Origin of the sequence: Rheinheimera sp., from assembly GCF_030690345.1 — a bacterium.
Classification (GTDB): Bacteria; Pseudomonadota; Gammaproteobacteria; order Enterobacterales; family Alteromonadaceae; genus Alishewanella.
In genome coordinates this window covers 257,483-269,038 of sequence record NZ_JAUYGV010000009.1, presented here as the reverse complement: position 1 = coordinate 269,038, position 11,556 = coordinate 257,483, and the positions used below count along the sequence as shown (strand labels likewise).

The following is an 11,556-nucleotide window of genomic DNA, read 5'->3' as shown; positions in this document are numbered from 1 at the left end:
AATATTCATCGCAACGAAGGCGCGTAAAACTTGAGACATGAAGTAGGTACTAAGCGTTGAATGCGTTATAGCCTGCGATATCAGGCAGCAAACTGCAGGCCGTACTGGTTGCCTTTTTTCCACACGCATTGCGCGGTATTTTTGCCAAAGCGCTCGCTTTCAATGTCGATGCTGTCGCCCTTTTTCAACTCGCCGTTGTATTGAATGCGGGCGCCGCCGCCCTGGCTGAAATTCAGCAGCTGACAATTGGCGGCAAACTCTTTTAATGTCAGTTGCGCCAGCGGTGTATCAGTTGCCATATAGCGGATTTTACTGCGCCGGTCGGCCAGTTTGTCGGCTACGGGGAAATCCGGGTTTTTTGGCCGGTAGCTGCCTTCGGCTATACGTTGATATACGCTGTCGTGGATACTGACATTAATCGGCGGGTTGGCAGGGTCGCCATAAATGCGCCGCATCGGCTCACCTGCGCCCATTTTTTCCAGCAATTTATAACTGATGGAATAGGAGTCGTGCGGCTGCATATACAGATCCGGCTGGCACAGGGTGAGTAAATAATCATCATTAAACTGCAGCCCCAATGCACAGGCTTTAATTAACATCCACTGCAAGGCAATATCAGACAGTCCGCATTTTTCATAGCCACCACCAATGTCGGAATGCACGCCGGCAAACCAGCATTGCTCCATAAATTGATCGTCGTTCAGGCTGCCGGTCCACAGGTTCGGTGTAAAAGGTTCGCGGCGCTCATCCAGCGCCAGGGCGTGGTAAGCGTGTTTTACCATCGGGCTGATATGAGTATTGTAAAAGCCCACCCAAGGCCGGGTTAGTTTACCCAGTAATCGGGTTGGAGCCCCCAATGCGCCGACAGTATCGAATACGCCCACCATGTGAATATCGGGTTTGTAATTGTCGTCATACTGAGATGCCGGCCGTTTTTCCGGTGCGGTACGGTAGTACTGATAGGCTTTTCTCAATTGATCCAAACCGTGTTTTTCGATCAGACCAACGCTGCTAATCAGCCCAACTAACGCCCTGGCAGTAAAGGCGCCGCGGCTGAAACCAAAAAAGTACAGCTCATCACCCAACTGATAGTTGTGCACCAAAAAGCGATAAGCATCCAGCACGTTTTGTTCCATACCGTAGCCAAAGGCGCCGCCGATATATTTATCTATCGCATCGCCGGTTCCAATGCCTTGATCGTAATACACCACCTGATGCACGCCGTCGCTGTCCGTCGGTCTGATGCTGCGTACCAGTTTGGTCACATTAGTCGGAATTTCATCCGGCTCATTCCAGGTGCCATCACAACAAATAATAATGCGTTTTGCCACGGCCATAGCTGTGCTCCTTCGCTTAAAACAACACCGTCCCGCAAAGCGATAACGGCGTTAGTTGGAGCTCAAGTATAGCTTATGATTGGTTAAAAAATGTACAGTAAGGCGGGTTTAGCGGCTGGCGCCTGGTTCTGCGCTGATGCTGACGTCCAGCAAGCCGGCCTGGTGCAGAAACAACAGCAGCAGTGCTGACAATAACTTGGTAAAAATCACTATCCAGACGCTGTCTTTAAAATCGGCATTGGTGGCGCGCATCAGCAGATAAATATAGGCCACGATAGCCAGTAACCAGCCGTAGACCGGAATAAGCGAGATTAACGACACAACAAACACCACTGCCAGCAGCACTTTTAACTCTGCCGTTACAAAGGCCAAGCGGCTGGCCAGATAGACACAGCAGGACGTTAACAGCACATCCAGTGCAAAAATAATCGCTGTAACGCCCATGCGGTAATCCTTTTACTACAGTAAACCGGCGTTCAGGCTAATACATCCGGCCGGTGATGGCAATTTACTGCAGTAACTCTGCCGGTAAGCTCCAACTGGTGGTGAGTATTTCGCCCTGCCAGGTTTGCAGTGTCAGCCACATTTTATCTGTGCTGCTAAACTGCTGTGGCGCTATGGCATGCACATGCTGGCCGTGGCGGCTGCCATGTAAAATACCTTCTTCGCCCTGTTGCAGCTGCGCCAAAGGCAAGGCAGCAGGGCCAATATTTAAATAGCCCTGGCGTATGCTGCTGATATCGCCTTTGCTGAACATCAGCATAAAGTCTTTCACGTATTCGTCGTGGTGCGCGTAGGGTGGCTCCAGGTTTAACGGCATAGGCGAAATTTCAAATTCGCTCACTTGCTGTGCCGGCCAGGCTGCGGGGAACTCGGGCGTCAGTGACTGATATAAAAACCAAAACGGTAATACCAACACCAGGCCATTCAGTTTGTATTTGTGTCGCTGCCAAAAACTGTTACTACGCGCCATGGTTAATCTCCTGCAACGCGGCGGCTTTGCGGCTTTCACGCACAGCTTTTACCGTACGGCTGTCCCAAATCATAAAACCGGTGATCGACATGCCGGACAAAATTAAGCCAAACAAAAACCAAATAGCCTTGGTCCAGATGCCGCCAAGGGTGCCGTAGTGCAACGGGTCGGCAATATGCATTACGGTTTGTAATGCGGTCATCGACTGCGGCGACTTCTCGTGGGCAATATCACCGGTCCAGGGGTTAATGCTCAGGTTGTAAGATTGCTCGTCATAAAAAATATGGTCGCCGCCGCCCATCAGCGTGTACATGCCGCGGTTGTGCTCGGGCAGCATCAGGTAACCGGGGCGAAAATCCGGGAAGCGCTGTTGCGCAATTTGCATCGCGTCGGCAAAGCTGACCGGTGGAGTTTGTTGCGTTGCCGGCAGTTGCTCTACGGCTACCAGCGGCGCATGCGGTTCTATATCAATATCCGCATGCCACATTACCGCCTGCACCAAATACCACAGACCGGTAGCGCTCATCAGCATTAAAAACCAGATAGACCAAACGCCGGCCAGCCGGTGTAAGTCAGTCAGGATGGTTTTTTTGCCCTGATTAAAACGAATTTTCGGTTGGGTAAAACTGCGCCAGAAGTTTTTATAGATCACCAGCCCGGTGATTAACGCGCCCAGCATTACCAGCGCCATTGCCGATACCAGGTAATAACCTACGCTATAGCTGCCCGGCCAGGGAAACAGCAACCAGCCGTGCAGGCTGCGCATAAAACCAATAAAGGTAATGCCTTCATTTATTTGCTGAATTTCGCCGCTGTACTGGTTTACGTAAGCAATAGCATAGGGCTTATCATGATCGGTAAAAATCACCGCATTGACCAGGTAAGGCTCAAATACCATTACCGTACCCACATCGGCAGTTGGGTAGGCTTGTTGCACCCTTGCCACCAATTCGGCAACCGGTTTCACCGGTAGATTATCCGGGTTAGTGGCGCGCGAGGCCGGGTTGGTCAGCCAGGTCAGTTCATGGCTAAATACGGCAATAGTGCCGCTAAGGCAGACAAAACAGAAAATCAGCCAGATCGGCAGGGAAAACCAACCATGTAACTGAAACCAAAAACGATTGCTGAGCTTTGCCATAGTGCTGTGCCTGTGTACCTGACTTCTGGGCAACTATATTAATGTTAATAAGAATCCTTATCAACCGCTATTGTGATTGATACTAATTATCATTTGTACTGTTGTGCTTGCTAAACGCCGTTACAGGGCCATCAGCGCCATGCGTTTTGCTATAACCGCTATTTGTTTTCTAATAAAAAAGGCCGCAAGCGCGGCCATTTTTATCAGAGGCTAATTTAGAATGACCAGGTCGCGCCCAGGCTGAAGTTACGTGGTGCACCGTAGTTATACTGCTGGGTTAAGCCGCTATAGTAGGTTTCATCCAGCAGGTTGTGTACGTTCAACTGTAGCGAAAACTGCTGGTTGATCTCATAACGTGCCATCAGGCTGGCCAGCACAAAGCTGTCTTGTTCAACCTGGTATGGCAAACCAGTTACCGGTAGCGCCATTACATCACTGTACGACTCGCTCTCCCAGCTTAAACCACCGCCAACCGTCAGGCCCGCCAGCATGTCGCTAAACTCATAGGTGGAAAACAGGTTCAGCTTCTTGCGCGGGTGGTTTACATTAATATCTGCGCCATCGCGATCTTCAGCAGTAAACTGCGAATAGCCGGCACTGATATTCCAGCTTTCGTTAACGCGGCCGATTACTTCCAGCTCAAAGCCTTTACTTTCTGAACCTCTGGCGGCAAACGACGGGAAAAAGTTATTCGCCGGATCATTGTAGTCACTGTCTGCCTGCGCCAGATTATCTTGCTCGATGCGGAACACGGCAACAGCAGTTTGCAGTGCGCCATCGAGGAAGCTGCTCTTCACGCCGATTTCCTGATTACTGCCGACGATGGCATCGAGGAAATTGCCGTTACGGTCATAAGCATTTTGCGGTGTAAAAATTTCAGTATGGCTGGCGTACAACATATGGTTGTCGGCCACCTGATAGGTCAGGCCAACATAGGGCACAAACTTATCGTCGCCAAAATCCAGTGCTGCACCGTAGTTTATGCCGGCACGTTGCCACTCAGTGTAGCGGCCACCAGCAATCAGCTTAAGTTGTTCAGTGATGGCAAAGCGCGTTGCTGCATAGATGCCAAGCTGATCGGTATCCAGATCAACCGCCTGTTCCGCCGTTGTGGCCCAACCCGGCTCAGCCACGCTTCCGTCCCACTGATAAAAGTTACCGCTATCAGGCCATACCAGGGCGGCATAGGTTTGCACTTCAGATTGCTGTCTGCTGTCCAGGGCGCCAACAACAAACTCATGCTCACGGCCCAACAAGCTGTAACTGCCCTGTAACTGAATATCGACGCTGGTTTGTTTACTGAAGCCTTCACTGTTGTACGGCCAGGCGATCAGGCCTTCACCGCTGTCTTTGTCCGCCGCACCATAGATATACAACAGCCGGGTGTCGGCGGTGTTTTTATTATGGTTCAGGTTAACTTTCAGTTGCCAGCCGTTATTAAACTGCTGGGTTAAACTGATAAAGTGGTTTTTGCTGGTCGAATCCCAGCGCGTCCAATCTGCGGCTGTGGTGGTACCTCTGTCCCAATCGGTTGGCGTATCGTCAGCAAACAGCGGTGGCAGTGCACCCCAGGTCGAGGCGGTTGGGTCATTATCCTGATAGCTGCTGCCGAGGCTTAATGTCATGCTGTTGCTCAAATCGGCATCCAGCACGCCGTACAATACGGTTTTATCTTCTTGCGCCAAATCACGGAAGCTGTCGCTGAGCTCTTTTTTCGCCACAATACGGGCGCGCACATTGCCATCGGCTGTCAGCGGCGTGGTCACATCAGTAGTGACAAAGCGCTTATTCCAACTGCCAATACCGCCGTTGACGCTGCCGGTCAGCTCACGGGCATTAGCATGCTTGCGTACTAAGTTAATTGATGCTGACGGCTCACCGACGCCGGTTAACAGACCGGTAGCGCCACGTACTACTTCTATGCGCTCGTAAATGGCGACATCGGTAATGGTTTCGCCGGAGTCACCGGCCAGGCTCCAGGCCATAGGCACGCCGTCGAGCTGAAATTTATCAATATCAAAACCACGGGCGCTGAACGTATTACGCGTGCTGTCAAAGGATTTGGATGATAATCCCGGCGTTTGGATTACTGCATCTGCAATAGAGCTGATGTCTAAGTCTTTAATGCGTTGGGCCGTCATCACACTAACAGACTGCGGCGTTTCCAGCAGGGTTAAGCCCAAGCCTGTAGCAGTATCAATGGTTTCATTTACCGTGTATTGGCCGCGTACGGTAATGGTTTCCACTGCTTTTTCGTCATTTTTCTGCGTATCAGCCGCAATAGCGGCGGCCGGTAAACACGCCAGCTGCACTGCCAGCGCCAGTTTTAGTTTTTTCATTGAATACTGCATGACCACCTCCAAAAAGTTCCGATGATCATACATTAATGATAACCATTATCAATAGTGTTAAGTTTAGCTTGCGGTGGACACCGGTTGCACATCGTTAGTTTTACTGCCGGCGGAAAATGATGTTGGCCAGCTTTGCCGGTGAACAATGCTACTCACCTGAGGGTAAAGTTTCGTTTAGCCTCAGTTAGCCGCAGTTAACATTTACTTGTATCAGTTAAGGCTGCTATGCCGTTTTTCTGTGTTTGTTGTTTGCCATACTGCTTAGCACTGTTAACAGTGTTGCAACTGATGCTGCCTGAGTGGTTGTCGGTATTGGTTGTTTAAAAGGAACCTTAAAGCGGAGTGTAAAATATGAGCCGGAACAACCACTGCAATACAAATGCATACAACAGACTAAAACAGAGTTGTGTATCAGCTACTGCATTGTTACTGACAGCTTGCATGTCGACCAGCCCGCAAATGGGTAATTCTAAAGGCAATGTGGTGACCGGCGGTGCCGGAGGGGCAAACAGCGCCGGGGCTAACAGCGCGCTGGAAAACTGCGATGCGGCGCTGGGTACCTTGTCGGTGTTTGAAGATACCAGCTTACCCTGGTGGCACGAATATCGCGGCCGTTATCCCACTTTAGGCAGTACCTTGCCGGTAATCCGCTTGATGATCCAGCAATCTAACTGTTTTGTGGTGGTGGAACGCGGCCAGGCCATGAACGCAATGAACCGCGAACGCGAACTGATGCAATCCGGTCAGTTGCGCCAGCACAGCAACGTTGGTGGCGGCCAGATGGTAGCTGCTGATTACACGCTAAGCCCGGAAATTCAGTTTGCCGCCAAAGGCACCCAAGGTGTGCGGGCTTTAGGTGGCGCCTTGCTGGGGTCTTTTGGTAGCTTAGTTGGTGGTGGCGTTAGCAAAAATGAAGCCGCTACCACTTTGCTGCTAATTGACAACCGCTCGGGTGTGCAGGTATCGGCTGCTGTGGGTAATGCCGGTAATTACGATTTCAGTATTCTCGGAGGTTTATTTGGCGGCGGTATGGCCGGTGGAGCCAGTGGCTTTTCCAATACGCCGGAGGGCAAAGTCATTACTGCTGCTTTTGCCGACTCTTATAATCAAATGGTTAAAGCTTTACGCAATTATAAAGCCCAGCAGGTAGACGGTGGCCCAGGTAAAGGCGGCAAATTGACAGTTGGCGGTGCGGCCGATGCCACGCCGCAGGCTACAGCCAACTACACTGTGCCCTCGCCAGCAACCACCCGGCCGGTGGTAGTACAACAAACGGTATCGTCGGTCACGGTGTCTGATCGCAAACAGTATAATTTTGAAGTTACTCAGTACGATGAGCAGGCATTGGATAAATATTACGATCAACTGAAAAATGCTTCTACCTGGGTATCGGGGCTGGCTACCGCCGTGACGCTGGACGATAAACATCGCAGTAGTTTAGTCATGGCGATGAATATGTTCAGCGGCCAGTTGGAGTCACACCGTATTGAGCTGGAGTCCTGGCCGCTGCCAGCCAGGCAAAAAGCCTGGGCCACGCTGGGCAAACGTATAGAGCAGCATAATTCGTTATTTGAGCGCCACCGCCAGGCGGCGCTGAAAAATACGGTTTTGGGCAATGACATAACCGCTATGTTGAGTACTATTCAGCTGGTAACCAAAGCGAGTTTACTGGGCGAATAACTGCCACTTCTGCTATGTAACACAACGTTGTGCTGCGCAACGTTGTGTTTTATTACGCGCCGATAAAAATTTTTGAACAAATCACTATTATTACGTTACTCTGCTAACCTGATTGTCTCTCGTTGTATGCATAGACAGCTTTCCGTCTCTCAAGAGGATTTGTTGATGGAACCGGTTGCAGACAAAAACAACGGTCATTCTAAACGTGCGCGCGGAGTGCAGGCATCACCGGCCAAATTACGGGCGGCGCAGCTCTCGGCCGGGATAAAATCGCAGGCTGAACTGGCCAAACGCATCCAACAACTCGAAGGCCTGGATAAACCGCCGCGCTCTTTAGTTAACCGTGTCTGCAGTGGCGAACAGGTAGATTTACTTAGCCTGGAGCGGGTAGCGAAAGCGCTGAACACAGAAGCCTGGACGCTGTATTTAAGCTCTGACGACACGGCGCCAACTGAGCAAATAGCAACGGCAGAACAAGCCCCCGCTGTCAGCGGCTATACCAAACATCCCGGCCGGTTTATTCTGCTACTTACTGTGGTGTTACTGCTGGTTGCGGGGTTTTGGTATCAGTCTGCAAGCCGCATTCAAGTTGCCGAACCGGCTTCACCGCCGGCACCGGCCCTAAAATTAGCACGCAAAGTGATCACTGTGCTGCCGTTTCAGGGAGAGCACAGCCAACAGCTAACACCCTTACTGGAGCAAGCTTTAGCCGGCTATAGCAGCAGTCTGCCCGGCAGTGCCGCCCGCTTTGCCAGCGCTAACCCACTGCAATTGTTGGCCGACAAACAAGCCGATATGGTATTTACCGGTGAAAGCCGGCAATTTGGCCGGCAGCTAGCCATCAGATTATTCGTTTATCAGCGCCATGGTATGCAGCAAATTTGGGCCGGTACTGTGGCCGTCTCTTCGTCGGCAGAGCTGTTGCAAAGCTATTTTTCTACTGCGATTGCGCAGGCGCAGCAGAGCTTTACGTTGGTGCAAAACCCGGACTGGGATTTAGTATTGCGTTATACCGACAGCCTGGCCTATCTGGAAGCAGATCGTACTGAGCAAAATTTACTGCGTCTGGTTAGTGAGCTGTCTGCCATTATCAGACTGGATGCCGGTTACACCGACGCCCATGCAGCGTTATGCTCTGCTTTAGTTCAGGAAAGTATCCTCAGTGGTAACCCGGATAAACTACATGAAGCCCGGCAGGCATGCAGTACCGCAGCTACGCTGAATGCAGATGCGATCAGCGTGTTGCAAGCGCAGGCAAATTTGGCACGCAAACAAGGTGATGCAGAGCAGGCCGCGCAACTGCTGCAGCAAATACTTCGTCGTGACAGCGACAATGTTACCGCTAAATTTGTGCTGGCCGAAGTGCAACTGCTGCAGTTCAGAAAAGCCGGCGATAGCAGCTACATTCAGCAAGCTGTTAATCTGTTGAGCGAAGCCTTTGCTACCGAGCCGGATAACTGGAAATTACCTTACACCCTGGGCAGAGCACACTATTTCGGCGGCAACGTTGATGAGGCGATTGCCTGGTCTGCCAGAGCTGCTGAGTTGCGGCCGGAGTTTCAAACCTATAACAACCTGGGCACGCTGCAATTTTGCAAAGGCGATCTGATCGCCGCGAAACAGCATTACCTGGCAGCACTGAATTATCAGCCCGGCCAGGATGTCGTACTGGCCAATGTAGCTACAGTGCATTATTACCTGCAGGAGTATCAGCAAGCGATAGCCATATTTGAACTGCGCTTACAGGCACTGGAGCAACAAGGCTCGGATCAGCAATACAATATCTGGATGAACCTGGCCAATTCATATCGTCATACAGGTGCAGTTGATAAGGCGGTGGCCGCTTATCAAAAGTCACTGCATTTTATTGAGCATGCTATTGCTAAAGGCGAAGCCAACCATTTGCAACGTGCGATCCGGGTGGCAATTTATCTGGATTTAGCCCTGTTGCAGCCAGAGCTGGTTTCTGCGCAATTGAATTTATCGCTACGCGAAGAGGCTCTGGCACTGGATGCTGCGGCAGAGCCTGCTTCCCTGCATATTATGGCGCTGGTATGGATGTACCTGGGCGATATGGACAAGGCCACGCAGCTAAAACAGCGCCTCGCCGGCAATTGCCCTGGCTTTGTTGCCTCGCCTGATTTTGCCCCGTTAAATGCTTATCTTAACGCGGCAAAATCCGCCGGCTAGCGTTTGTATTCCGGGCAACACTCAGGTAAAGGCAAAGCTCAGCACCAGGCTGATAATTACCCCGGTAACAATCAGCTGTAGCAGGCAAAAGCCCATAATGTCTTTGGCTTTTAAACCGGCGATAGCCAGTACCGGCAAGGCCCAAAACGGTTGTATAAGATTGGTCCAGGCGTCGCCCCAGGCCACGGCCATGGCAATACGGCTAACGTCAGCCCCCAGCTCCAATGCCGCCGGTAGCATTACCGGTGCCTGCACTGCCCACTGACCGCCACCGGAGGGCACAAAAATATTCACAATACCGGCGCTGATAAAGCTCCAAAAAGCTAAGCTTTCGGCACTGGCAAAGCTGATAAACCACTGCGACATACTCTGCGCCAGGCCGGATTGCACCATAATGGCCATAATGCCGGCATAAAACGGAAACTGGATCACAATGCCGGCGCCGCCCTGTATCGCCTGCTGCAGGCTGTGCAATAAACGCCTGGGCGTGCCATGCAGCACTATGGCGAGAAATAAAAACAAGAAGTTAACGATATTCAGGTTTAAGCTGCCGCCTTTAACAAAGTACTGCACTAAATAGCCAATACCGGCAAAGCCGACCAACAAGGCCAGCACCAGGCTGTTCTCCAGCTTGTCGGCCGGCCGCGCACTGCCGGTGTCTAACGGCTGAGCAGGCTGCAGTTTGGCCGGGTCAACATACACGCTGTCGCCTTTTGCCGGTAACATCAGATAATTCACCAGCGGTACGGCAATAAACAGCAGCGCGACTAACAACAGGTTGAAGCCGGCAAAAATGGTTTCGCTGGTGGGAATAATGCCGATTTGGGCCTCGCTGAAATGGTTGGGTGTAGCAATAGTTAGCGGCACTGAGCCCGCCAGGCCACCATGCCACACTACAAAACCGGAATAGGCGCTGGCCACCAGCAGGCGGTAATCGACCTTAATGCGCCGTGCTAAGGCTTTAGCAAATAACGCGCCGACTACTAAGCCAAAACCCCAGTTCAACCAACTGGCGATGAGTGAGATCACCGTAACCAGAATAATGGCGTGGCCGGCCGTTTTTGCCAGTGCGGCAAGGCGGTTTAATATGGCAGTGATCAATGGCGTATTGGCCAGCATAAAGCCGGTAATCAGCACCAGCAGCATCTGCATGGAAAAACTGAGTAAGCCCCAAAAGCCATCACCCCAATAGCCTATCACGGCCAGCGGGCTGTGCTGCTCAAACAGTACTGCAGCGGCAAACACCACTATGCTGAGTAATAATACAAAGATGTAGGGATCGGGCAGGTAGCGTTCAACCAGTTTAACGAGGGGTTTGGCAGCGGCGTTTAGCATAACAACTCACTGTATTAGCGACGGTTATGCTTAGCCTAACGTGAAAAGTGCAAGGTTGCCAGCCAGTCGGATCAGCTCCGGCCAGGCTGGCAGGTTTACCCACGGGGTCTGAGAGGCTTAGCCCTTATCAGCAGGGGTTTTTGCCATCGCCAGAATTTTGTTGCGCAGGGCTTCGTCTTGCTGCGCTTGTTGCGCTATCGCATTGTATTGCTCTGCGGTTAAACCGGCTGATTGCACTGCTTTTACCATTTCACCCTGTGCTTCCTGTTGCACTTGCTGTGCCTGCTCCGGGGTTTCAGCCGCTTTAAATTTACTTTCATATTTGGTGCCTACCTGTTGGATCGAATCCATTGCCACGCTGAATTTCAGCAGGTTGGCATCGGTAAGCTCTACCGTGGTTTGTTGTTGCGCTGGAGCTGCAGCCTGAGTTTGCGCCTGAGGCTGAGCAGCGGTTTGCTGTGCTACGGCAGCACCAGACAAGGTAAGGCTGGCCAGAATAGCGGCTAAGTATGTTTTACGCATAATAATTCTCCTTTGATAACAATTCACAGT

General features: G+C 51.4%; 9 protein-coding genes. 2 read left to right on the top strand and 7 right to left on the bottom strand.

What is annotated here, in order from left to right; all coding sequences use genetic code 11:
• Positions 1–80 precede the first annotated feature (80 nt).
• The 5 genes from Q8O77_RS19550 to Q8O77_RS19530 all read right to left on the bottom strand — a co-directional run bounded on the left by Q8O77_RS19550 (position 81) and on the right by Q8O77_RS19530 (position 5,787).
• Positions 81–1,337 carry a DUF2235 domain-containing protein gene (locus tag Q8O77_RS19550; RefSeq protein ID WP_305557279.1) on the bottom strand — a complete coding sequence of 419 codons (1,257 nt, stop codon included), beginning with the start codon at positions 1,335–1,337 and terminating at the stop codon, positions 81–83.
• A gap of 108 nt (positions 1,338–1,445) precedes the next feature.
• Entirely contained in the window at positions 1,446–1,781 is a 336-nt protein-coding gene (locus Q8O77_RS19545; protein ID WP_305557276.1) for a hypothetical protein, read from the bottom strand.
• Between the two features lie 64 nt (positions 1,782–1,845).
• A complete protein-coding gene (locus Q8O77_RS19540; protein WP_305557273.1) occupies positions 1,846–2,310 on the bottom strand; it encodes a hypothetical protein in 465 nt (154 codons plus the stop codon).
• Positions 2,300–3,448: a PepSY domain-containing protein gene (locus Q8O77_RS19535; protein WP_305557270.1), complete on the bottom strand. Its 1,149-nt coding sequence runs from the start codon at positions 3,446–3,448 to the stop codon at positions 2,300–2,302. The genes Q8O77_RS19540 and Q8O77_RS19535 overlap by 11 nt, the downstream gene beginning before the upstream one ends.
• A 215-nt stretch (positions 3,449–3,663) precedes the next feature.
• Positions 3,664–5,787: a TonB-dependent siderophore receptor gene (locus tag Q8O77_RS19530; protein WP_305557267.1), complete on the bottom strand. Its 2,124-nt coding sequence runs from the start codon at positions 5,785–5,787 to the stop codon at positions 3,664–3,666.
• Positions 5,788–6,240: 453 nt separating this feature from the next.
• Between Q8O77_RS19530 and Q8O77_RS19525 the strand changes: the two genes are divergently transcribed.
• Together Q8O77_RS19525 and Q8O77_RS19520 are read left to right on the top strand one after the other, a co-directional pair.
• The gene (locus tag Q8O77_RS19525; RefSeq protein WP_305557265.1) at positions 6,241–7,479 is read left to right on the top strand and encodes a CsgG/HfaB family protein; all 1,239 of its coding nucleotides are present in this window, start codon (positions 6,241–6,243) and stop codon (positions 7,477–7,479) included.
• A gap of 165 nt (positions 7,480–7,644) precedes the next feature.
• The gene (locus Q8O77_RS19520; protein ID WP_305557262.1) at positions 7,645–9,669 is read left to right on the top strand and encodes a lipopolysaccharide assembly protein LapB; all 2,025 of its coding nucleotides are present in this window, start codon (positions 7,645–7,647) and stop codon (positions 9,667–9,669) included.
• A gap of 21 nt (positions 9,670–9,690) precedes the next feature.
• Here Q8O77_RS19520 and Q8O77_RS19515 read toward each other — a convergent pair whose 3' ends face one another.
• The gene (locus tag Q8O77_RS19515; RefSeq protein ID WP_305557259.1) at positions 9,691–11,004 is read right to left on the bottom strand and encodes a short-chain fatty acid transporter; all 1,314 of its coding nucleotides are present in this window, start codon (positions 11,002–11,004) and stop codon (positions 9,691–9,693) included.
• 117 nt (positions 11,005–11,121) lie between these two features.
• Positions 11,122–11,526, bottom strand: coding sequence for a DUF4168 domain-containing protein (locus tag Q8O77_RS19510; RefSeq protein WP_305557256.1), 405 nt, complete (start codon positions 11,524–11,526; stop codon positions 11,122–11,124).
• Positions 11,527–11,556 lie beyond the last annotated feature (30 nt).

Coding starts and splice junctions, on each gene's coding strand:
- Q8O77_RS19520 (WP_305557262.1), top strand. CDS start 7,645: ATGGAACCGGTTGCAGACAAAAACAACGGTCATTCTAAACGTGCGCGC.
- Q8O77_RS19545 (WP_305557276.1), bottom strand. CDS start 1,781: ATGGGCGTTACAGCGATTATTTTTGCACTGGATGTGCTGTTAACGTCC.
- Q8O77_RS19525 (WP_305557265.1), top strand. CDS start 6,241: ATGTCGACCAGCCCGCAAATGGGTAATTCTAAAGGCAATGTGGTGACC.
- Q8O77_RS19515 (WP_305557259.1), bottom strand. CDS start 11,004: ATGCTAAACGCCGCTGCCAAACCCCTCGTTAAACTGGTTGAACGCTAC.
- Q8O77_RS19535 (WP_305557270.1), bottom strand. CDS start 3,448: ATGGCAAAGCTCAGCAATCGTTTTTGGTTTCAGTTACATGGTTGGTTT.
- Q8O77_RS19540 (WP_305557273.1), bottom strand. CDS start 2,310: ATGGCGCGTAGTAACAGTTTTTGGCAGCGACACAAATACAAACTGAAT.
- Q8O77_RS19550 (WP_305557279.1), bottom strand. CDS start 1,337: ATGGCCGTGGCAAAACGCATTATTATTTGTTGTGATGGCACCTGGAAT.
- Q8O77_RS19530 (WP_305557267.1), bottom strand. CDS start 5,787: ATGAAAAAACTAAAACTGGCGCTGGCAGTGCAGCTGGCGTGTTTACCG.
- Q8O77_RS19510 (WP_305557256.1), bottom strand. CDS start 11,526: ATGCGTAAAACATACTTAGCCGCTATTCTGGCCAGCCTTACCTTGTCT.